16 protein-coding genes are annotated in these 21,794 nt (G+C 59.1%); 5 read left to right on the top strand and 11 right to left on the bottom strand.

All coding sequences use genetic code 11. The features are described from left to right. The first annotated feature begins 27 nt into the window (after positions 1-27). The 4 genes from ACGHUK_RS10430 to ACGHUK_RS10415 all read left to right on the top strand — a co-directional run bounded on the left by ACGHUK_RS10430 (position 28) and on the right by ACGHUK_RS10415 (position 4,125). The gene (locus tag ACGHUK_RS10430) at positions 28-210 is read left to right on the top strand and encodes a FeoB-associated Cys-rich membrane protein (RefSeq protein WP_044954063.1); all 183 of its coding nucleotides are present in this window, start codon (positions 28-30) and stop codon (positions 208-210) included. Positions 211-320: 110 nt separating this feature from the next. Then, positions 321-725, top strand: a complete 405-nt coding sequence (locus ACGHUK_RS10425; RefSeq protein ID WP_005944549.1) for a metal-dependent transcriptional regulator — start codon at positions 321-323, stop codon at positions 723-725. Beyond that, on the top strand, positions 722-2,452 hold the full coding sequence (locus ACGHUK_RS10420; protein ID WP_223388982.1) for an ABC transporter ATP-binding protein/permease: 1,731 nt from the start codon (positions 722-724) through the stop codon (positions 2,450-2,452). Before ACGHUK_RS10425 ends, ACGHUK_RS10420 begins: the two co-directional genes overlap by 4 nt. Positions 2,453-2,454: 2 nt before the next feature. Then, the gene (locus tag ACGHUK_RS10415) at positions 2,455-4,125 is read left to right on the top strand and encodes an amino acid ABC transporter ATP-binding/permease protein (RefSeq protein ID WP_390574283.1); all 1,671 of its coding nucleotides are present in this window, start codon (positions 2,455-2,457) and stop codon (positions 4,123-4,125) included. A 62-nt stretch (positions 4,126-4,187) separates the two neighbouring features. Here the strand turns inward: ACGHUK_RS10415 and ACGHUK_RS10410 are convergent, their stop codons facing one another. The 11 genes from ACGHUK_RS10410 to glgB all read right to left on the bottom strand — a co-directional run bounded on the left by ACGHUK_RS10410 (position 4,188) and on the right by glgB (position 20,191). Beyond that, positions 4,188-5,225 (bottom strand): SGNH/GDSL hydrolase family protein, encoded by a 1,038-nt coding sequence (locus tag ACGHUK_RS10410; RefSeq protein ID WP_390574282.1) that lies wholly within the window; start codon positions 5,223-5,225, stop codon positions 4,188-4,190. Between the two features lie 205 nt (positions 5,226-5,430). Beyond that, entirely contained in the window at positions 5,431-7,167 is a 1,737-nt protein-coding gene (locus ACGHUK_RS10405) for a class I adenylate-forming enzyme family protein (protein ID WP_120081238.1), read from the bottom strand. A gap of 221 nt (positions 7,168-7,388) precedes the next feature. Continuing rightward, positions 7,389-8,318 (bottom strand): ATP-binding cassette domain-containing protein, encoded by a 930-nt coding sequence (locus ACGHUK_RS10400; RefSeq protein ID WP_154255616.1) that lies wholly within the window; start codon positions 8,316-8,318, stop codon positions 7,389-7,391. 1 nt (position 8,319) lies between these two features. Continuing rightward, the gene (locus tag ACGHUK_RS10395) at positions 8,320-9,372 is read right to left on the bottom strand and encodes an ABC transporter ATP-binding protein (RefSeq protein ID WP_005944542.1); all 1,053 of its coding nucleotides are present in this window, start codon (positions 9,370-9,372) and stop codon (positions 8,320-8,322) included. 12 nt (positions 9,373-9,384) lie between these two features. Continuing rightward, positions 9,385-10,416, bottom strand: a complete 1,032-nt coding sequence (locus tag ACGHUK_RS10390; protein WP_154255614.1) for an ABC transporter permease — start codon at positions 10,414-10,416, stop codon at positions 9,385-9,387. Continuing rightward, complete coding sequence (locus ACGHUK_RS10385; protein ID WP_005944540.1) at positions 10,416-11,357, bottom strand: ABC transporter permease; 942 nt, start codon at positions 11,355-11,357, stop codon at positions 10,416-10,418. Before ACGHUK_RS10385 ends, ACGHUK_RS10390 begins: the two co-directional genes overlap by 1 nt. Before the next feature lie 256 nt (positions 11,358-11,613). Then, the gene (locus ACGHUK_RS10380; RefSeq protein ID WP_390574281.1) at positions 11,614-13,647 is read right to left on the bottom strand and encodes an ABC transporter substrate-binding protein; all 2,034 of its coding nucleotides are present in this window, start codon (positions 13,645-13,647) and stop codon (positions 11,614-11,616) included. Positions 13,648-13,801: 154 nt separating this feature from the next. Further along, the gene (locus ACGHUK_RS10375; protein WP_390574280.1) at positions 13,802-15,172 is read right to left on the bottom strand and encodes a 4Fe-4S dicluster domain-containing protein; all 1,371 of its coding nucleotides are present in this window, start codon (positions 15,170-15,172) and stop codon (positions 13,802-13,804) included. Between the two features lie 3 nt (positions 15,173-15,175). Then, complete coding sequence (tig, locus tag ACGHUK_RS10370) at positions 15,176-16,150, bottom strand: trigger factor (protein ID WP_005944537.1); 975 nt, start codon at positions 16,148-16,150, stop codon at positions 15,176-15,178. A 36-nt stretch (positions 16,151-16,186) separates the two neighbouring features. Further along, a complete protein-coding gene (locus ACGHUK_RS10365; RefSeq protein ID WP_390574279.1) occupies positions 16,187-18,106 on the bottom strand; it encodes a hypothetical protein in 1,920 nt (639 codons plus the stop codon). Between the two features lie 135 nt (positions 18,107-18,241). Continuing rightward, positions 18,242-20,191 carry a 1,4-alpha-glucan branching protein GlgB gene (gene glgB / locus ACGHUK_RS10360; protein WP_223389075.1) on the bottom strand — a complete coding sequence of 650 codons (1,950 nt, stop codon included), beginning with the start codon at positions 20,189-20,191 and terminating at the stop codon, positions 18,242-18,244. 236 nt (positions 20,192-20,427) lie between these two features. On the opposite strand from glgB, the gene ACGHUK_RS10355 reads away from it, so the two are divergent. After that, complete coding sequence (locus tag ACGHUK_RS10355) at positions 20,428-21,786, top strand: alpha-amylase family glycosyl hydrolase (RefSeq protein WP_154259051.1); 1,359 nt, start codon at positions 20,428-20,430, stop codon at positions 21,784-21,786. Positions 21,787-21,794: the final 8 nt, after the last annotated feature.

Genomic DNA, 21,794 nt, shown 5'->3' with positions numbered 1-21,794 from the left:
ATGACATTGTGAAAGGGTGTGTTTTGTATGATGGAATTCCTCGCTGCAAATTTTAATCTGCCCACGATCATTGTGGCAGTCATCGTGTTTGGCGGTGTGGGCTGGATCACATGGCACTCCCACAAGCATGGCGGCGGCTGCAGTGGGTGCAGCGGCTGCGGCGAAGGCGGCTGCAATGGCAGCTGCAGCGGTTGCAGCGGCTGTCACTGAGCATTGAAATGATCCGCAAAGGGCGCGGGCTGGAAGTTTCGGCTCGCGCCCTTTTTTCAAAAGAAAAAAGTTAGCCTTGAGTAACATCAAAACGAAAGAGAGTGATCGGGATGGAACTTACGTCGGCGCATCTGCGCTATCTGCTGGCGATCTACGAAGTCTCACAGACCCATCTGGATATCAGCTCCCGCAGCATTGCCGAAAAGCTTGGCGTGACCAAGCCCTCGGTGGTGCGTATCATGAATCTGCTCATGGAGCGCGGCATGATCGTAAAGGAGCACTACGGCAAGATCTATATGACAGACCGGGGCATCTGGGTGGCAAAACAGGTGGATCGGGAGCTGAAAACGATCCTGACCCATTTCCCACCGGTCAGTGAGCCGCTGAGCGAAGAAGAGCGCTTTACCGCTGCCCTTGCCATGACCAGTGCACTGCCGGAGCGCATCTTTACCGGCGAATATGAGCGTCTGTTTGGCAGTGATGCAGAAAAAGCAGAAACGGAGAAAGCCCAGTGATCAACAAAAAATTGCTGTCCTTTGACCGCGGTGCGCTGCGGTATGTGGGAGCCAATGTGGCTTTCCAATGGCTGGGGATGCTGTGCAACGTGATCTTTGTGCGGGCCATTGCCCGGCTGGTGGGCGAAGCCTTTGCGGGCAGCCTGACCAGTGCACAGCTGTGGCAGAACCTTGTGCTCTGCCTTGCCACGGTGCCCATGCGCTTTGCCTTTACCATGCTGGCATCGGCCATGAGCGATCAGGCTTCCAAGGATGTCAAGCGCACCCTGCGCAGCAGCATCTACGCAAAGCTTGCCCGCCTTGGCCCCAACTACACCGAGACGGCGGCCACCAGCGAGGTGGTGATGCTGGCCAGCGAAGGTGTGGAGCAGATCGACACCTACTTTGCAAAATACCTGCCGCAGCTGTTTTACAGCCTGCTGGCACCCGTTACCCTGTTTGTGCTGCTGGTGGGTGTGCACGCACGGTCGGCCATCATCCTGCTGTGCTGCGTGCCGCTGATCCCCATGTCCATTGTGGCAGTGCAGAAGTTTGCCAAAAAGCTGCTGGCAAACTACTGGGGCGAATACACCACCCTTGGCGACAGCTTCCTTGAGAACATTCAGGGCCTGACCACCCTGAAAATTTATCAGGCCGACGGCTGGAAGCACGAGCAGATGAACGCGCAGGCTGAGCGCTTCCGCAGGATCACCATGAAGGTGCTCACCATGCAGCTGAACTCGGTGACACTGATGGACCTGATGGCTTACGGCGGTGCGGGCCTTGGCATCATCAGCGCGGTGGCTGCATTTGCGGCAGGCCGGCTGACCCTGACCGCCACATTGACCATCGTGCTGCTGGCGGCGGACTTTTTCCTGCCGCTGCGGCTGCTGGGCAGCTACTTCCACATTGCCATGAACGGTGCCGCTTCGGCAGAGAAGATCTTCAAGCTTCTGGCAGCGGAAGAGCCTGCCGATGGTGACCGCGTGCCCGGAGAGAATACGACTCTGAAGCTTGAGCATGTCACCTTTGGCTACGAGAAGGACCGCACCATCCTGAACGATGTCTCCTTTACCATTCCGCAGGGGAGCTTTGTCTCGCTGGTGGGTGAGAGCGGCTGCGGCAAAAGCACCATTGCGGCGCTGCTGTCCGGCAGCCGCACCGGCTATACCGGCAGCGTGACGCTGGGCGGCGTGCCGGTGCAGGAGCTGCAGCAGGAACAGCGTCTGCGCACCCTGACGCTGGTGCCCCACAACGCCGCCATCTTCAAGGGTACGGTGGAGAGCAACCTGCGCATGGCAAAGCCGGACGCGGACGAGGCACAGCTCTGGGCGGCATTGGAACAGGTGAATCTGGCCGATTTCTGCCGCAGCCAGAACGGCCTGCAGACCGCTCTGCATGAGGGCGGCAGCAATCTTTCCGGCGGTCAGCGCCAGCGCCTTGCCATGGCGCGGGCCCTGCTGCATGATACGCCCATCTACCTGTTTGACGAAGCCACTTCCAATGTGGATGCCGAGAGCGAGAACGATATCATGCAGGCCATCCACAGTCTGGCCGGAAAAAAGACGATCATCCTGATCTCCCACCGTCTGGCAAACGTGGTGCACAGCGACTGCATCTATGCAATGAGCAATGGCCGTGTGATCGAGCAGGGCACACACGCCGAGCTGCTGGCAAAGCAGGGGGCTTACAGCCGCCTGTATCTGGCACAGCGGCAGCTGGAAACACTGGAAGAGGAGGATGCCTGAGCATGAACAAGAGCAATCATCGCAGCCCCTTTGCCATTGTGAGACGGCTGATCGTGCTGGTAAAGCCCATGCTGCCCGTTATGCTGGCAGCGATCGTGATGGGGGTGGCAGGCCATTTCTGCGCCACCTTCATTACCATCTTCGGCGGTTTTGGCATCCTGCGTGCGCTGGGCCTTGCCAGTCCGCTCAAAACCGTGAGCACAGCCTTTGCATGTATTCTGGTGTTTGCCCTGCTGCGCGGCGTTCTGCGTTACGCAGAGCAGGCGTCCAATCACTATATCGCCTTCAAGCTGCTGGCCCTGATCCGCGATAAGGTGTTCGGTGCCTTGCGCCGTCTGACCCCGGCAAAGCTGGAAGGCCGTGACCGCGGTGACCTGATCTCGCTCATCACGGCCGATATCGAAGCGCTGGAGGTGTTCTATGCCCACACCATTTCGCCCATCTGCATCGCGTGCATCTGCGTCATCGGCATGACGGGCTTTGTGGGCAGCTGGCACATCCTGCCTGCGCTGGTGCTGCTGGCGGGCTATCTGCTGGTGGGCGTGGCCCTGCCGGTGTGGAGCGCAAAGCGCGGCGACCGTGCCGCCCGGGAGTACCGTCAGGCACTGGCCGATACCAACAGCTATGTGCTGGAAAGCCTGCGCGGCCTGAAGGACACCCTGCAGTATCAGGACACCGCAGCCCGCGCCGAGGGCATCACGGCCCACAGTGAGATGCTGGGCGAAAAGCAGAAGGCGATGAAATACCGCGAGGGCCTGACCGTGGCCATCACGAACACCTTGATCCTGCTCACGGTGCTGGCCGTGCTGGGTGTGAGCCTGAACCTTTACCAGAACGGTAAAATGGACGTGGAGGGCGTACTGGTGTGCACCCTTTCAGCCCTCAGCTCCTTTGGCCCGGTGGTGGCGCTGGCAAACCTTGGTGCCAGCCTGACGCAGGTGTTCGCCAGCGCAGACCGCGTGCTGGACCTGCTGGACGAACAGCCCGTCACCGCCGATGTGACCGACGGCACAGACACCGCATTTGCAGGTGCTGCGGCAGAGCATGTGAACTTTGCCTATGCCAATGAGGAGGTGCTGCATGACCTGAGCCTGACCATTCCGGAAAAGAAGGTCGTGGGCATCACCGGCCGCTCCGGCAGCGGAAAGTCTACCTTCCTGCGGCTGCTGATGCGCTTCTGGGATGTATCCAGCGGCAGCATCCGCTTTGGCGCAGAGGATATCCGCCGCGTGAACACCGCCGCCCTGCGCGAACAGGAAAGCCTTGTGACGCAGGAGACCGAGCTGTTCGACGATACCATTGAGAACAACATCCGCATTGCAAAGCGGGATGCCACCCGGGAAGAGGTGGAAGCAGCCTGCAAAAAGGCTGCGCTGGACGGCTTTATCCACAGCCTGCCCAAGGGCTATGATACCCTGGTGGGTGAGCTGGGCGGTGCACTTTCCGGCGGCGAGCGCCAGCGCATCGGCGTGACGCGTGCCTTCCTGCATGATGCACCCTTCCTGCTGCTGGACGAGCCTACCTCCAATCTGGACAGCCTGAATGAGGGCGTGATCCTCAAGGCCGTCCGGGACGAGTGCAAAGACAAAACGGTGCTGTTGATCTCCCACCGCAAGTCTACCATGGCTGCGGCAGATATCAGCTTTTCGGTGGAAAGCGGCCGGCTGAGCTGAAAACAGAACAGCGCAAAAAAAGCCTGTCTCGTAAAATGAGACAGGCTTTTTTGATGGAAAGCTCACTTCAGAGCATTCAAAATCTGGTTTGCAATGTACTGGTGGCCCTTAACGGTGGGGTGGCCGTCGGCAGCGGTCTGCGCACGGGGAATGGCAACATAGGTCAGGCCTTCCTGTGCGGCAAGGTCTTTGGCAAAGCGGTTCAATTTGCTGAAATAGCGGTTCCATGCGGGCAGCAGCGGCACGGGATTGGTGTAGCCCAGCAGCACGATCTTTGCGTCCGGGTTCAGTGCGCGGATACTGGCCACGATCTGCGGCAGGCTGGCGGTCACATTGGTATAGGCCTGATCGCAGATCTCATCCATGCCGCGGAACAGCAGGCGGTTGGTGGCGCGGCTTTCGTCAAAGGTAAGGGTCATACGGTTCAGCGCTTCGAGGAAGAGCCCCAGCTTCTGGAAGTTGAAATCACGCAGGGCACCGCTGACCATCAGTGCGGCAAGCTGCTCGCTCTTCCAGTTGGTGGCCTCGCCCAGACCTACGATGCAGGGCACCAGCGCGTCGTTGGAGCCGATCTGGATGGAAATGATATCGGCCTTGCGCAGATACTCCTGATATTCCGGGTAGACGTAATATGCGCCGGAAGCCTGATTCATCTTGGGCATGGCGCTGTTCTGCACCATATCCAGCATGTCAGGGCTCATCAGGCCGGGCAGGCCCAGATTGATGGCGTGCTGGCGGTCCAGCCCAAGGCCCTTGCCCACAAGGGCGGTGTAGCATTGGGAAGGGTAGCCCTCAAAGTTCGGCTGCAGATCGTAGCCGATCTGGGCGATGTTGTATTTCATATCGGCAAGGCCGACACCGGAGGTGATGCTGTCGCCCAGCGCCACATAGGTGAGCTGCTGCTCCGGTTCGCCGGCTGTCTGGGCATCGGCGGGCAGGGCGGTCTCCTGCTCGGCAGGCGCTGCGGTCTGCTCCTGCTGCACCTCTGCTGCTTCGGCGGCAGGCAGCTCCGTCTGTTCGTCGGCAGCAAATGCAGGCATGGCCAGCAGCACAAGCGCTGCCGCTGCGGCCAGAAAGCTGGCAAACTTTTTGTTTTTCATTGTAATTCCTTCTTTCTGGAATGACTGCACCTGTGCGGCACAGCTGTTGTCTCTATGATAAAATGGAAAGTAAAAATTGTCAACTGACAAAATTCAAAAAATTGCGGCCATCGCTGTGTCCGTATTCTGCGATTTCTTCCATACAAAAAAGCTCTCCCTTTCGGGAGAGCTCAGTGTCTGAAAAATTACAGGGTGAAGTTCAGGATCAGTAATCGCGGGGAGTGATCTCTTCTTCCAGCTTGCGGTAGTCCACCTTGCCAACAGGGGTAAAGGGCATTTCAGAGATGAACTTGTAGCCCACCGGCTGCACATACTCCGGCAGCTCTTCATTGCACAGCTGGCGCAGTTCCCGCACGATCTGGCGCTTTTTCTTGTCGCCTTCCGGGTCCAGCACCACGTAGACGAAGGGCAGGCGGCCCTGCACATGGTCCTTATCGGTGCAGCCCACCACCGAGCACTGATGCACGGCCGGGTGGCGGCTGATGACGTTCTCGATCATGGACGGGAACACCTTGAAACCGTCGTGACGGATGATCATGCGCTTGATGCGGGAATCCAGATACACAAAGCCGTCCTCGTCCATGTAGCCGACATCGCCGGTGTGTGCCCAGATCTGGCCGTCTGCATGGCGGCGCAGGATCATGTCGGTCTCCTCGGGCTTATTGTAGTAGCCCTTCATGACGGTGGGGGTGCAGATGCAGATCTCGCCGCGCTCACCGATGGGCAGTTCGGTCTCGGTGCCAGGCTCAAAAATGGACACCACCGTGTTCAGCATGGGAATGCCCACGCTGCCGGGCTTGGTCACGTTGCCGGCGGCAACGGTAGCGGCAGAGGCGACCTCGGTCATGCCGTAGCCCTTGGCCAACGGATATTCCACGTTGTGCGCCTTCAGGAACTCGTTCACAGTCAGCTCAGCGCCCAGCGGCAGCGAGTCGCCGCCGGCGGCATAGTTGCGGATGAAGGAGAGATCCTTCTTCTTCTTGAGCAGCGGAGAAGCTGCCATCTGCTGGTAGTGGGCCGGAACGCCGAACATGTGCTCGGGCTTGTGCTTCCAGATCAGTGCGCCCAGCTTGTCGGGGTCCAGATTGGGGATGATGACGACGTGCAGGCCCATGACCAGCGGCATGTGCACGCCGCAGGCATAGCCGTAGGCAATGAACGGAGGCATGACGTTCATCAGCTTCTGGCCGCGGCAGAACAGGTTGCTCTGGGCGATGAATTCGTGGGCCAGAGAGTTAAAGCAGTCGTCGGTCAGCATAACGCCCTTGGGTGAACCGGTGGTGCCGCCGGTGTGCACCACCACGCAGGCGTGCTGCGGGTCGTAGGGTTCGGCGTTCATGCTCTGATCCTTGCCCTGTGCAATAAAGTCCTTCCAGTGGATCACATTGGACTTGTAGCGGTTCTTATCGGGGTTGGTCAGCTTGTAGCCGACGGCCAGATGCAGCGGCAGAGAGTCCGCGGGGCTGATGACCAGAACGCGCTCCACATTGGTGCGCTTTTCTGCCTTGTGGCAGCGCTCATAGGTCACATTCAGGCAGATCAGCAGGCGGGAATCTACCTCTTCGATGTACTCGTGGATACCCTCAACGCTGTAGCGTGGGTCCACCAGATTCAGCGTTGCGCCGATCATATCGACAGCGTAGAAGGCATAGATCACCTCGGGGGTCATCACGCTGACAACGGTGATGATGTCGCCCTTTTTCACGCCGAGAGCACGGAAGGCGGCAGCGGTTTTCTTGACATTCACAAAGAGGTCTGCAAAGGTGAATTTGCGGCCATAATACTCCAGAGCGGTCTCGCTCAGATGGTTCTTGTTCTGATGGCAGAGATACTCAAAGGCGCTGCACTTGGGCAGGGGCATGTCGATGTATTTCTGGTCATAGTACTTCAGCCAGGGCTTCGCAGTGGACGCATAGAGCGGTTCACGCTGTTCAGTAGTCATAGAATAAAGTCCTCTTTTCTTTCTTCTTCTTTTCATTGCCAAAAGCCGACAACTTTGCAAAGAAGATGAAAGCCGCCGGTCAGAACACGCTAATAACTCAAAAATCAGAATCAATGATGCAGATTCTATTGTAGTGGAGCTGCCGGAGAATGTCAAGAAATAAACTTTGAATGTTGCGTAAAAGAGCCGTAAAACAACGATTCAGCCCGAAATGTTGGGGGTCAGCGCGGCAGCCACTGCTCGGCTTCGGCAGCGCTGCACAGTACAAAATGCTCAGGCCGCAGTTCGCGCCACTGGGGGGCCTCTCTGGAGTAGTCGTGCATGGCGGGGTCGTACACCAGCAGCTTTTTCTGCCGCTCCCGGCGGGGGTCCGGCATGGGAATGGCGGAAAGCAGGCTGCGGGTATAGGGGTGGATGGCGTGGGCTGTCAACTCTTCGGCCCCGGCCAGCTCCACGATGCGGCCCTTGTGGATGACGGCGATGCGGTCGGAGATGTAGCGCATCACGGAAAGATCGTGGGCGATGAACAGGTAGGTGATGCCGCGTTCCTTCTGCAGGCGGCGCAGCAGGTTCAGCACCTGTGCACGGATGGACATATCCAGTGCGCTGATGGGCTCATCGGCAACGATGAACTCCGGCTCCACGATCAGGGCCCGGGCAATGCCGATGCGCTGGCGCTGTCCGCCGGAAAATTCGTGCGGGAAGCGGGAGGCAAATTCCGGCAGCAGACCCACGTCCAGCAGAGCCTGACGCACCTTTTCCTCCTGCTGGGCGGTGGAAAGATCAGGCCGGACGTTCTGCAGGCCTTCGCCCACGATGTAGCTCACCTTGGCGCGCTCGTTCAGCGAGGACTGCGGGTCCTGAAAGATCATCTGGATCTCTTTGATGATCTGCCTGTCCAGCTGGCGGGAAATTCTGCCGTTGATCTTCTGGCCCTTATAAAGAATCTCGCCGCCCGAGGTGGGCAGAATGCGCAGGATGGCCCGGCCAATGGTAGTTTTGCCGCTGCCGCTTTCGCCTACAAGGCCGAAGGTCTCGCCCTTATAAATTTTAAAGTTGGCATCCTGCACAGCTTCATATGCTTTTTTGCCGGAGCCGTAGGTTACGTTCAGGTGGTTCACTTCCAAAAGAACTTCGCGTTCATTTTCCATCTTACAGCCCCTCCTCTCGCAGCATTTTTACCGCAGCAGGCGGCTCGATCTTGGGTGCCCGGGGGTCCAGCAGCCATGTTTTGGCCTTGTGGGTGGGCGTTACCTCAAAGTAAGGCGGGCGCTTGACAAAATCGATCTTCAGCGCCTGCGGGTTGCGGGGCGCAAAAGCATCGCCGCGAATTTCCGCAAACAGGTTTGGCGGTGTGCCCACGATGTTGAACAGGTCCTCGCCCTTCACGCCCATCTGCGGCATACTGGAAAGCAGCGCCCATGTGTAGGGGTGGCGGGGATCGTAATAAATTTCGTCAGCAGTGCCGATTTCCACAATGTCGCCTGCGTACATCACAGCTACGCGGTCTGCAATGTTTGCCACAACGCCCAGATCGTGGGTGATCATGACGATGGTCAGATCGTACTTGAACCGCATTTCCTTCAAAAGCTGCAAAATCTGGGCTTGAATGGTCACGTCCAGTGCGGTGGTAGGCTCGTCGCAGATCAGGATCTTGGGGCTGCAGGCCACCGCAATGGCAATGACCACACGCTGGCGCATGCCGCCGGAGAACTCGTGCGGGTACTGCTTAAAGCGCTTTTCCGGGTCAGAGATGCCCACATCCCGCAGGTATTCCAGCGTTTTTTCCTTGGCGGCAGCACCCTTTAAGCCCTGATGCAGGGCAACGGCTTCCATGATCTGTGCCCCGATGGTCTTCAGCGGGTTCAGGCTGGTCATGGGGTCCTGCATGACCATGGCGATCTCGCGGCCACGTACCCGCAGCCAGTCCTTTTCGGTTCTGAGGTCAGAAAGGCGCAGCGGCTTGCCGTCCGCCATGCCGTAGTAATCAATGGTGCCGCTGGTAATGGAGCCGTTGGCATCCAGCAGGCCCATGAAGCTCTTGGTAAAAACGCTCTTGCCGGAGCCGCTCTCGCCTACGATGGCAAGCACCTCGCCCTGATAGAGGTCAAGATCGATGCCACGGATGGCGTGCAGCACTTTTCCACGCAGGTTGAACTGGATGTTGACATCTTTTGCGGAGAGAATGAGCTGGTTGTGTTCCATGATATCCCCTCCTTATTGTAGATGGTTCTTCGGATCGGCAGCATCCGAGAAGGCGTTGCCGATCAGATAGAACGCAATGGTAACAAAGCTCAGGATGAGGGTGGGGTACAGCAGCTGGTAGCGCAGCCCGGCTTGCATCATCACCTTGCGGCCGTCGTTGACCAGGTTGCCCAGCGAGGGGGTCTCCACGGACAGGCCCAGACCGATGTAGGTGATGAACACCTCGTTGCCAATGGCTTCCGGGATGGTGAGGGCCATGCGAAGCATGATGACCGAGACGAGGTAGGGCAGCAGGTTGCGCAGCACGATGCGGGTGGTGGGCGTGCCGATGCAGCGGGAAGCCACATTATAATCCCGGTCGCGGATGATGAGGATCTGGTTGCGGATGAAGCGTGCCATTTCGATCCAGCCCTTGATGGCCATGCCAAGGACCATGGTCCAGATGCTGGGGGTGGCTACATAGGAAATGAGGATCAGCACGATGGCGGTGGGAATGTTATCGAAGATGTTGTACAGCTCGGTGAACACAAAGTCCAGCCCGCGCACATAGCCCCACAGCACACCGGCGGTAATGCCCACCACAGCTTCGATGAGGGCCACGAAGAAGGCGATAGTCAGACTGGTGCGTGCACCGGCCCAGATGCGTGCCCACAGGTCCTGACCAATGGAGTTGGAACCCCAGATAAAGCCGTCCTGCCCGGGGGCGATGTTGCGGTACTGGATGCCGGTCACAGGGTCCACGGCGCACAGGTTCGGGTCTGCCTGACCGGGCAGGTGGGGCTGGATGAAGGCAAAGGCAACCACGACCACCAGCGCGATCAGCAGGGCCACGGCGAACTTGTTCTTGAAAAAGGCACGGAAGGTGCTGCCCCAGTAGCTGTAGTTGGAGCTGGCGGTGGCTTCGGCCTGTTCCTCACTGAACCCGGCGGGGGTGAACAGCTCATCCTCCGGCAGATTTTCCCAGCCGGTGCGGCGCTGTGCCTGAGCAGCATTCAGCTGATCCTCCAGCTGCTTCGATTTTTCGCGTTTCAGAAAAGAGAGCATCAGCGTCCACCTTCTTTCTTGCCAAAGTTGATGCGGGGGTCAATGAGCACCATGAGCACATCGCCCAAAATCAAGCCGATGATGCCCACGCAGGCGTACAGCAGCACGATGCCCTGCACCATGGTATTGTCGTGGCGCTGCACACAGGTGACCAGCAGGCCGCCCATGCCCGGGATGCTGTACAGGCTTTCGATGTAGATGGAGCCGACGACGGTGTTCAGGAATGCGGAGGGAATGTACTGCACCAGCGGCACCATGGCGTTGCGGAATACGTGGTGCAGGGCGATATTGTTCTCGCTCACGCCCTTGGCGCGGGCCAGCTTGACGTAGTCCTTGTTGCTCTCGTCCACCATATAGCGGCGCAGCCACATGGCGTAGAACGCAAGGTTTGCAAGGCTCATGCTGCACACCGGCAGCACCCAATAGCGCCAGTTGGCGGCATCGAACAGCAGGCCCACGCCCATGGCGGTGGTGCCGTACATCTGGATATACAAAAAGTACACTGCCGCAGGCACCGCCTGAATGAGCACGATGAATGCCGTGCCCAGCTTATCCGGCCAGCGGCCCTTATAACGGCCCATGACAAGGCCCAGCGGGATGCCCAGCACAAGGCTCAGCAGCATGGCCAGCACACCCATTTCGATGGAAATGGGCAGCTTCTGGGCAAGGATCCTGGTCACGGGAGCGTTGAGCTTATAAATGTGGCTCACGCCCAGATCACCGTGCAGCGCATCCCGCCAGAAATGGCCGATCTGCACCGGCAGCGGGTCCAGCAGGCCCATGGACTGCAGCCCGGCCTGAATCTGTGCCTCGGTCATTTTTTCGTAGTTTGCAAAGTAGCCTTCCACCGGCATGAGCCGCAGCAGGCAGAACACCAGCGTCACAATGACGAACAGGGTCAGAATGGAGCGCCCGATGCGTTTTGCGAGATATTGCACCATAGCCGTGCACCTCTCTTTTCTTTATAAATACAGATAAGTATAGAATAACGCAAAATCTTACGTTTGGAAAGTGATTTGTGAGTTTTTGCGGGAAAAATGAGGAGCAAACAAAAACTCCCTCAGCCTTTGCTGCGCAAAGCCAGCTCCCTCGGGGAGGGAGCCCTTGGCATGACGGGAAAGTTTCCGGTTTCGCCAGAGGCCCCATCCCAGAGGGGGCTGTCTGCGCAGCAGACTGGGGGAGTTTCCGATTCAGTTTTTACCGCGCATCCCGGTTGGCGTTATACTCCTCCATGGAAACGTAATGGTCGAGGATGTGCACGCCCTTCAGACGGTTGGTGGAAAGGCCTGTGGGCGCGTACTGGCCCTCCCACAGGTTCAGACGGGTGGCAATGTAGGGCGGCACCGGCATCCCCAGCGGGATGACCAGTGCATTCTCGATCAGAAAAGCTTCGGCATCCGCAAAGGCTTCGTACCGGGCGTCCAGATCCTCGGTGATGGTCTTGGCGTTCTCCACCATGGACATGTACTGCATCACGAGGTCAGCGGTCTCGCCGGTCACGATGCCGTCCTCCACGCCGGTGCGCAGGAAGCTGTAGCAGGTGCCGCGGTCGCCGGCTTCCTGATAGAAGGGGTACACCTCGGTCTCGGGGTCGGAGTAATCGGCACCCCAGTAGTAGGACATCAGCTGGTAGGCACCCACCCGGCGCACCGCGTTCAGGAAATTGTCGGACGGACCCTGCGTGATGATGATGCTGATGAAGTCAAAGCCGTCGTTCAGCACGGCTTCCACCTGCTGCTTGAACACCTGACACTGCTTGTCCCAGTCCACCACAGCGGGGTTGTACGGATACTGGATCTTGATGGGGAAGGTGACACCGGCGGCAGTCAGCTCTTCCACGGCGGCATCACGGTACTCTTTGGCCTTGGCTTCGTCAAAGAAGTCGGAGAGGTTTGCAAGGCCGCCGCATTCAGTATAATCCACGCCTTTGCTGTTGGCACAGAAGGACGGCGGAGTGATGGTGTGCAGCTTGTAGTTATCGTAGCCTTCCGGCGCGGTGACGGCCAGCGTCACAGACGGATTGATGGCATACAGGAAAGCCCTGCGGAAGTTGGTGGAGTTGATGGCCTTGGCCCAATTGTCCGGCTCGTACTGGGCATCCACGCCGGTCACGGTCCAGTTGGAAAATTCGTGGCGGTAGGGCAGGAAGTTGAAGATGTAGAAGTAGCTCTTGCCGGTTTCCGGGCGCTCCATGGAAACCATGTCCTTGGTGGTGTCGTCGGCCAGCCAGCTGTCCAGAATGTCGGAGCTGATAGTAGCCTGATCGATCTCGCCGCGCTTGACCATCTCCGGGCCGCTGATCAGCTCTTCCTGATTGTAGATGTAGCGCACCGTGTCGATGTAAACGCTGTCGGCATCGTAGTTTTCGGGGTTCTTCTTCATCACCCAGTTTTCCAGCGGGGTGTACTCGGCCAGATAGAACGCGCCGCAGCTGCAGGCGGTCTCGGCACTGGTGCAGAACTGGTCGGCAAACTCCTCCAGCAGCGGGCCGTAGGCAGGCTCGTAGGGAGCATAGCTCACCAGGCTGAGGAAGCCGGGAAAGTCGAAGTTCAACGTGTAGGTCAGGGTGTGGTCGTCCACAGCCTTCACGCCCACAGTGGAAAAATCCACAGCCGGGTATTCGGTGGTGGTGCCGTCGGCGGCAGCAGCGGTCACGGTGCCGTTGGCATCAATGGCGTAGGTGGTGCCGTCCTCGGCCACGGTGCCGTTATTGGCGTTGTTGCGGTAAACGCAGTAGTTATAGTAGTCGTCCGCACCGGCCACATAGGGGGTGACAAGGCTTGCAGTGGAGGAAGCGTAGTCCGGGTTCAGCACATAGGCCAGCGCATCCACAAAGTCCTGTGCGGTCACAGGGCCAAGCACCTCGCCGTTGCAGTCCACCCAGTTCTCATCCCGCAGGTGGAACGTCCAGGTCAGGCTGTCGGCATCCCACTCCCAAGCAGTGGCAAGGCCCTCCCGGATCTTGCCGCGGTTGTCGTACTCCACCAGCGTGTCGATGCACTGAGTGCCGTGGTAAAGGTCCGGGTCAGCTGAGCAGACCAGATAGTTCAGGGTGGCGGGCTGACGGGAATACAGCACGGTGTAGGTGGAGCTGCTGCCGGCAGCGCCGGTGCTGCCGCCATTGGAAGCGGAGGAGCCGCCGCAGCTGCTCAGCAGACCAGCCGCTGCCACAGAAAGGGCGGCTGCGCCGCTGCCTTGCAGGAACTGGCGGCGGGAGATGGAATGAGCCATAGTAAAATCCTTCTTTCGTAAGATCTTGGCAAAAGCTTGCTTCGTGCTTTGGGATAAGAAAGGGGTAACGGAAATAGCTCCGTTACCCCTTTGTAACAGTCGGTGGCCACGGTGCGTGGTCTTATGGTCAGTATAGCATTGAATCTGTGCGCCGTCAATCGTTTTTCGGTGTGTCGGGCACATCCTTTTCTGCGGTGTTTTCCGGTGCGGCAGCAGGGGTTTCGTCCAGCGCGGCGGGGGCTGCTTTTTCCGGGGTCAGTGCTGTGATCACGGAACCGGCCGCAGCAGGCACGGCAGCGGCCGCAGCGGTTTCTGCGGGGGCGGCAGCCGTCTGTACAGCTGTCTCAGCAGCGTCGGCACCGGCTTCGGCTGCTGCCTTGGCGGCTTCCTCTGCAGCCTTTTTGGCTTCGCGTTCCTCACGCAGCTGCTTTGCCTTGGCAGCGGCTTCTTCCTGCCGCTTTTTGGTGCGGGCCTTGATGCGGCACACGGTGCACACACCATCCACACTGCCCGGCGCAATGGGCTTGCCGCATTCCTTGCACAGGGTCTTGGTGCATTTGTGTACACTTACCGGGCCAAGGGTGGTGAGCTGGCGCAGCTTCATGCCGTCGATGCCATGGTTGGAGCAGGAGGCCACGCACACCTCGCACTCGCTGCACTTCCACGGCGTGATGACGATGCGGGTCTGGCCGTCGGGCAGGTCCTCCAGCTTCAGCGCACCGGCGCGGCAGGCCTTTTCGCACTTGCCGCAGCCAAAGCATTTATCGGTAAAGTTGGGCAGGTAGTAGCCGTACTTCAGCGGCGTTTCCATGGATGCCTTCAGCTGCTTTGTGCGCTGGTGCAGCAAAAGGCGGAAATCCACACCGCCGTCGTCCTCGCTGTGCAGGCCGGGCAGCATCTGCAGCAACTTTTTGGTGCCACTTTTGGAGCCGTGGCTCACCTGCTCAAACATTTCGCGGCGGCTTAGCTCCTTTACGTGGTAGAGCGCTTCGTCCGGCTCGTAGGCCAGAGTGAACCGTGCCTCGAACATGGGCTGGCCAAAGAAATCCACAAGCCTTGTCAGCTCCTTGCGCAGCTGGGCGGCGCACAGGTCGTTCTCACATTCACCGCAGGGGGTCAGGTCCAGCACGATCTTTTTGTTCAGGGCAAGGTAGGCCAGTGTCTCCCATGTGAGGGCAGAGATGCAGGTGCGCACCATGGAATTTTTGCGGGTGGACTTTTCGCAGCCGATCCAGATGGTGTCATTGTCGGTATCGGCGGCAGAGGTGTCCCGCTGCACCTGCTCCGGCGAAGGGATGATGCAGCCGCTGCGGCAGGCAGAGACACACAGGCCGCACTCGGTACAGGGGTCCCAGTCCTTCACAAGGTTCGGGCGGGTAAAGATCTGTTCGCCATAGGGGCAGATATCCTTGCACTCGGTGCAGGGCTTGCGATGGGGATGCAGGTTCCAGCACTGGCGGCGGTTGATCTCGGGATGGGTAGTTTTCATCAGCATATCCATCGCGGTGCGTGTAAAAAAGCCCATAGTTTACTCCTTTTCCACAACCGAAGTGATGTTTGCGTGGTCGATCAGGAAACGCTGCACCTTCTGAGTGGTCACGGCAGAGGCCACAGCGTCCCGGCTGAGCACATTGCGGATCTCGGCTTCCGGGGTATCGTGCAGCTTGGAAAGGCGGACGTACTCGGCATCCACCTCTGCGTTGGACACGGTAATCTGTTCGGCCTTGGCGATGGCCTGCACCGCAAGGATGCTGCGCATCTTGCGCTCGGCATCCCGGCGGAAGGCGGCGCGCACCTCGTCCGGTGTGGTCTGGCCTGCCTTGCAGTACAGCTCCATGGTCATTTTGCTGCGGCGCAGCCGTTCGCGCAGGGCGTTCATGTCATGGTCGGCATTCTGGTCCAGAATGGCGTTATCCAGCTCCGCCGTCAGGTTGGCACCGGCCATGCCCAGCAGGGCGGCTCCGGCAATTCGGTCGGCGTTGGCCTCGTGGGAGCGGCGCTTTTTCTCGCGGATGCTCTCCTTCAGGGCATCCACCGTATCAAAGCCCAGTGTCTTGGCAAAGGCATCGTCCAGCGGTACAGGCTGCTTTTGCTCCACGGTGTGCAGGGTGATGGCGAATTGCGCCGTCTTGCCGGAAAGCTCCGGCACCCGGAACTCGGCGGGATAGGTAAAATCGAATCGGAAGCTCTCGCCTGCTTTGTGGCCGTACACAGCATCCTCGGCGGCGGGCATCAGCTGACCGGTGCCCAGCACCACGGTCACATTTTCCATTTTGCTTTCCGGGATGGGTGCGCCGTCCATGAAGCCCTCAAAATCCAGCGTGACGCGCATCCCGCGCGCGGCGGACTTTTCCACCGGTGCAAAGGGGGCGTGGGTGCGGGTGAGGTTCGCCGCCTCCAGCTCCACGGCCTTTTCCGATACCGGGCGCACCCGGCGGGTGAATTCCAGCCCCTTGTATTGGCCCAGCGTGACCTTGGGCAGGGCGTTTGCATTCTGTTCCATGGGAAATACTCCTTTTATATCCAAAGCGTTTGCAATTCAAAGTCCATGTCCGGCAAGCCAGGCTTCCGCCACCTGCGAGAACATTTCGGGGTAGAGGGCATCCTCCTGCGCGAAGGCATCCAGATAATATTCCACCTCAGCCCGGTCGGCAGGCTCGGTGCGCTCCCACACGGTGAACACGGTGCCGTTGCCCATGTCAAAGCTGGCGGCCTGCGTAAAGTGCTCATCCCGCGCGGCGCAGAAGAGGGCATTCCACCGGCCGGAAAGCTCACCGCCGCTGACAAAGGTCTGGGGGAGCGGCTCTGCGGTGAGCACGTACTTTGCCTCGAAGAACCGCACCGGGAACTCGTGGGTGCCCGGGATGGAGATGCCGGCGGCCAGCTTGCCCTGCAGCTGGATGTCCGGCAGGGCGGCGTACTGGAACATGTCTGAGTTGTACAGCATATCGTGGGGGATCATGTAGGCGAACTCGCCCTTTTCCGCATCGCAGTGGGCATCGATCCAGTCGTCCACGCGCTGGATCTGGGCGGCATCGGTGCGGTCGTAGGTGAGCTTGTCCAGCCGGACGAATTCCGACACGGCCTTGAGGGGAAAATGATCCACCACAAAGCCCGGCAGAGCAACGGTGGTCAGCGGCGAGCAGCGCACGGACACCGCAAACACCATGGTAAAGCCCCAGTAGCAGAGCTTGACGGCGGTGTGCTTTTTCAGGCCGTCGGCCAGTGCGGCGGAACCAACGAGGAACAGCAGCAGCCACCCAGGCACGAACAGCAGCATCTGGTGGGAGCCGGTGTTCTGTACCCGGGTAAACAGCACAAGGCTCACCAGCAGCTCTGTCCCTGCAAGGCAGGGCAGGGCAGGCAGACGGCGTTTTGCGGCAAACCACAGCCCTATTCCGATGAGGATGAAGTTCAGCAAACCGATGCGCAGCGTCTGTGCGGCCAGCTCCAGCGTGATGCCGCCGAAGTTGTAGTAAGAGTAGCGCCCGGCGTAGTCAAAGCTTAAAATTTTGCGCACCATGGGCAGAAGCAGCAGCACCATGGCCCCGGCCGCACACAGGCCGAACGCCACCAGCCGTACCATGCGGTGCACAGCGCGGCTGGGTTGGCCATCTTTTGCCAGCCGGATGCTGGAAACTGCCAGCATCAGCACGTAGGCAAAGCAGTAGCCCACCACAAAATATAAGTACCAGCGCCGGGTGAGGATGATGCCCGCCGTGGCGGCAAAGATCAGAAGATAGCGGGGCAGGTCGATGCCGTCAAAGCGGTAGTCCAGTGTGAGCAGCATGAGCATGAAGGCAAAGATCAGCCCGAACCAGTCCGGCTGGCCCAGCACCGCCGACATGCGCACGAACGGGAAGGTAGCGCACCACGAAAAGCCGATGAGGAAATACCAGAACCGGTTCTTTACCCGTAGCATCCGGCCCACCTTGACCGTCAGGCCCGCCAGCAGCACCAGCAGGCTGGGCAGTACGCTGAATACCTGACAGAATGCGTAGTCGTCGCCGGTCTTGCCGCTCAGGCAGAACGGGAACTCGGTGAACAGGGTGATGAAATTCGTATAGTCCTCGGTGATGGAATCGAGGAGAAACCGGAAGCCTGCGCCTGTGCTCTGGGCAAAGGCGGCTTCGGCATGATACTGCTTTAGAATGTAGTTTACGTAGTCCCAGTGGTAGAGGAAGGTGCGGCTGCCGAGGGTCCAGTAAAAGTAAAGCACGGCCGCTGCCCACAGGCCCACCAGCACCGCCTTGTGGAACAGGTCCAGCTCTATACCGGCCCGGCGCAGCACCAGCAGCGCCAGTGCAAACAGTGCTGCATTGCACCACAGGCTCACCAGCGGGAAAAACAGGCTGCTGCCCGGTGCGGCAAGGCCGAATACAATAAGCGCCAGTGCCCCGGCAGCAAGGCCCAGCCAGACCTTGCCAAGGACAGACAGACGGGAAACGATTCCACTCATCCCAAAAACCTCTCAGCTGCAGAATATCACAGCTACAGTATAGCAAGCAAAATCTGCACTGTCCAGCCGCTGTGCACGGAAAACAACAAAATGTCCCGCCGCTTTAAACGCAGGCGGGACATTTTAAAACGAATATTACTTGTTGGAATTGGCTGCGGCCTTTGTGCTGCGGGCAGCGCGGCGCTTTGCGTTCAGGGCTTTGTTGGCGCTGATGCGGGCCGCATCGGGGTTCGGGGCCTCCGGCGCAAGGCGCAGCAGGCAGCTGCCCATGGCAGGCAGGTCTACTGTAAGGGTATAGTCCCGACCAAACACACCGCCATCGGTGGTGTGAAGCTTTGTCTTGCGGCGGCCCTTCAGTGCACCGCCCCACTCGGGGGATTCGGTGTTCAGCACCTCCTCGGCACTGCAGGGAAAGCGCAGATACAGCGGGAATTTTTTGTGGGCATGGTCCTGCGTGTTCATGATGCACAGCAGGCTCTGGCCCTGTCCCTTGCGCAGCCATGCGTACACACCCTCGCTGCGGCTCTCGCAGGCCACCCACTCAAAGCAGTCGGGGTTGTACTCGCCATCGTAGAGGGCGGGCTCGGTGGAGTAGACCCGGCTCAGGTGGGCAAAGTATTTCTGGAAGGCATCGTGGAAGGGATATTTCAGCAGATCCCAGTCCAGCTCCCGCTTTTCGTCCCACTCCCGGAAGTGTCCCATCTCGTTGCCCATGAAGTTCAGCTTCTTGCCCGGGTGCATGTACATATAAAAATAGAGGGTGCGCAGCTGGGCGCATTTTTCCGCATAGGTGCCCCACAGCTTATCAATGATGGTCTTTTTGCCGTGCACCACCTCGTCGTGGCTCAAGGCCAGCAGATACAGCTCGTTGTAGAAGTAATGCATGCTGAAAACGATCTTGCCGTAGGCATTCGGCCGCTCACCGAAGGGGGTAGCAAAATAGTCCAGCGTATCATGCATCCAGCCCATATCCCACTTGTAGTCGAAGCCCACGCCGTCGTAGCGGGTGGGAGCTGTCACCTTGAGGAAGTTGGTGGAGTCCTCGGCGGTGTAGATGCCGGTGGGCCAGCGCTCGTTCAGGCCGTGGTTCAGGCTGCGCAGAAAGTTCACAGCCCCTTCGTTCACGCCGCGGTTCGGGTCTCCCTGCCAGTACAGCGCGCGGGAAATGGCGTCCATGCGGATGCCGTCGCAGTGGTACACGTCCATCCACAGAGCAGCGGCACTGTTCAAAAAGCTGCACACCTCCCGGCGATAGTAATTGAAGTTGCAGGTGCCCCACTCGCTGTGGCCCACATCGCTGTCGTACTCGTAGAGGTAGGTGCCGTCAAACTTTGCCAGAGCGTCGGCGTTGGCGGCAAAGTGCACCGGCACAAAGTCCATGATGACGCCGATGCCCATGCGGTGGCAGGCGTTGACGAAACCGGCAAACTGGGCGGGGGTGCCGTAGCGGCTGGTGACGGAAAAATAGCCGGTGGTCTGGTAGCCCCAGCTGCCGTCAAAGGGATGCTCTGCCAGCGGCAGCAGCTCCACATGGGTAAAGTGATGGTCCAGCAGCCAGGGAATCAGCTCCTTGGCCAGCTCCTCATAGTTGTACCAGCCGTCTGAGCCGTCCTCCTGCTTGCTGCCGGGCTTGTGCCGCCAGCTGCCAACGTGCATCTCGTAGATGTTCAGCGGGCGGTTGCGGCATTTGTCGCGGCGCTCCATCCATGCGCTGTCGTCAAAGTGGAAGTCCAGCTTTGCAAGGCGGCTGGCCGTGCCCGGCCGCAGCTCGGTGGAAAATGCGTAGGGGTCGCTGCGCATCACCACACTGCCGTCGGCACCATGCACCCGGTATTTATAAAGGTCGCCCTCTGCAAGGCCGGGGACGAATGCGCTCCACACGCCGGTATCGGCTTTTTCCATGGGCACGCCTGCCTCCCAGCCGTCGAAGCCGCCGCAGACTTCCACTGCCGTGGCACCGGGGGCCCACACCGCAAAGCGCCACCCTTCGGTGCCGTTGTCAGAGCAGGGATGCGCACCAAGGATGCGGTAGGCATCAAAGCAGTCTCCATTGAAGAATTCACGGGGAATGGCGGGGTAATTCATGCAAAGATCTCCTTACATTCTATGATAGGCAGCGCCCGGCGGCACTGCATGTGACACAGGTGTTTGGGCAATATATCCAATAAAAACAAGACGAAATGGGACATAGTGGCTGATATTCTTGTAGATTATTGACAAAAATCAGCAAAAATTAACATGTTTTACAGATTCTGTGCTATACTATTCCTGCCGCCGCAGTGGGCGGAGGCTGATTTTTTTGTATGGGAGCGGTATGAACAATGGCTTGGTATGACAACGCGGTATTTTATCACATCTATCCTCTGGGGCTGTGCGGCTGCGCACACGAGAACGATGGGCAGGCGGTGCCCGGCGCGTTTAATAAACTGAACGCATGGGCTGAGCACGCAGCGGACATCGGCTGCACGGCCATTTATATCGGCCCGCTGTTCGAGAGCGGTTCCCATGGCTACGACACCATCGATTACCGGCTGGTAGACCGCCGCCTTGGCACGAACGCAGAGTTCAAGGACTTTGTGGCCCGGTGCCATGCCCGGGGCCAGAAGGTGATCGTGGACGGCGTGTTCAACCATGTGGGCCGCGATTTCTTTGCGTTTCAGGACCTGAAGGCAAACCGCGAGAACGCCCGCTATAAGGACTGGTTCTGCGATGTGAATTTCTGGGGCAACAACGAGTACAACGACGGCTTTTCCTACGGAAACTGGGGCGGCTTCAATCTGCTGGTCAAGCTGAACCAGCGCAACCCGGAGGTGCAGAACTACCACTACGATACCATCCGCTTCTGGGTGGATGAATTTGACATTGACGGCATCCGTCTGGACGCAGCCGATGTGCTGGACTTTGACTTTATGCGCGGTCTGCGCCGCCTTGCCAACGAGGTAAAGCCAGAGTTCTGGCTCATGGGCGAGGTGATCCACGGCGATTACAGCCGCTGGGCAAACCCGGAGATGCTGCACTCGGTCACGAACTACGAGCTGCACAAGGGCCTGTGGAGCGGCCACAACGACCACAACTATTTCGAGATCGCCCACACCATGCGCCGTCTGCAGGGCCTGTGCCACGATACCCGGCTGTATCTGTTCTCGGACAACCACGATGTGGAGCGCCTGCCCAACAAGCTGCGCAACCGGGAGCACATCCGCCACATTGCAATTCTAGTATATACGCTTTGGGGCATTCCGTCCATCTATTATGGCTCAGAATTTGGCATTGAAGGCAAAAAAGAGTGGGGAAGCGACTGGCCGCTGCGTCCCTGCCTGGAACTTTCCGACTTCAAGGATGCTGAGATCACCAACCCTGTCACCAGCGTGTATGCCGCACTGGGCAGACTGAAGGCGGAGCTGCCGGAGCTGACCGACGGCGAGGTGAAAGAGCTGCAGCTCACCACCCAGTGCTATGCCTTTGCCCGGGTGCTGGATGGAAAGGCCTGCGTCGTGGTGCTGAACAACGGCGACAGCCCCGCACAGCTGGAATTCCAGCTGCCGGTGGAGGCATCCTCTGCAAAGGACCTGTTGGCCGACACGGTGGGCGCACAGCCCGTTCTGACCAGCATGGAGTGGGGCCGCATGAAAGTGCAGCTGCCCTCCAATTATGCTACCATCCTGCAGCTGGAAAAGTAAACGCATTC

Source organism: Faecalibacterium sp. i25-0019-C1, from assembly GCF_042854225.1.
GTDB lineage: Bacteria > Bacillota > Clostridia > Oscillospirales > Ruminococcaceae > Faecalibacterium > Faecalibacterium taiwanense.
This window is presented reverse-complemented; position numbering and strand designations above follow the sequence as displayed.

Coding starts and splice junctions, on each gene's coding strand:
- ACGHUK_RS10430 (WP_044954063.1), top strand. CDS start 28: ATGATGGAATTCCTCGCTGCAAATTTTAATCTGCCCACGATCATTGTG.
- ACGHUK_RS10425 (WP_005944549.1), top strand. CDS start 321: ATGGAACTTACGTCGGCGCATCTGCGCTATCTGCTGGCGATCTACGAA.
- ACGHUK_RS10415 (WP_390574283.1), top strand. CDS start 2,455: ATGAACAAGAGCAATCATCGCAGCCCCTTTGCCATTGTGAGACGGCTG.
- ACGHUK_RS10410 (WP_390574282.1), bottom strand. CDS start 5,225: ATGAAAAACAAAAAGTTTGCCAGCTTTCTGGCCGCAGCGGCAGCGCTT.
- ACGHUK_RS10405 (WP_120081238.1), bottom strand. CDS start 7,167: ATGACTACTGAACAGCGTGAACCGCTCTATGCGTCCACTGCGAAGCCC.
- ACGHUK_RS10400 (WP_154255616.1), bottom strand. CDS start 8,318: ATGGAAAATGAACGCGAAGTTCTTTTGGAAGTGAACCACCTGAACGTA.
- ACGHUK_RS10395 (WP_005944542.1), bottom strand. CDS start 9,372: ATGGAACACAACCAGCTCATTCTCTCCGCAAAAGATGTCAACATCCAG.
- ACGHUK_RS10390 (WP_154255614.1), bottom strand. CDS start 10,416: ATGCTCTCTTTTCTGAAACGCGAAAAATCGAAGCAGCTGGAGGATCAG.
- ACGHUK_RS10385 (WP_005944540.1), bottom strand. CDS start 11,357: ATGGTGCAATATCTCGCAAAACGCATCGGGCGCTCCATTCTGACCCTG.
- ACGHUK_RS10380 (WP_390574281.1), bottom strand. CDS start 13,647: ATGGCTCATTCCATCTCCCGCCGCCAGTTCCTGCAAGGCAGCGGCGCA.
- ACGHUK_RS10375 (WP_390574280.1), bottom strand. CDS start 15,172: ATGGGCTTTTTTACACGCACCGCGATGGATATGCTGATGAAAACTACC.
- tig (WP_005944537.1), bottom strand. CDS start 16,150: ATGGAACAGAATGCAAACGCCCTGCCCAAGGTCACGCTGGGCCAATAC.
- ACGHUK_RS10365 (WP_390574279.1), bottom strand. CDS start 18,106: ATGAGTGGAATCGTTTCCCGTCTGTCTGTCCTTGGCAAGGTCTGGCTG.
- glgB (WP_223389075.1), bottom strand. CDS start 20,191: ATGAATTACCCCGCCATTCCCCGTGAATTCTTCAATGGAGACTGCTTT.
- ACGHUK_RS10355 (WP_154259051.1), top strand. CDS start 20,428: ATGGCTTGGTATGACAACGCGGTATTTTATCACATCTATCCTCTGGGG.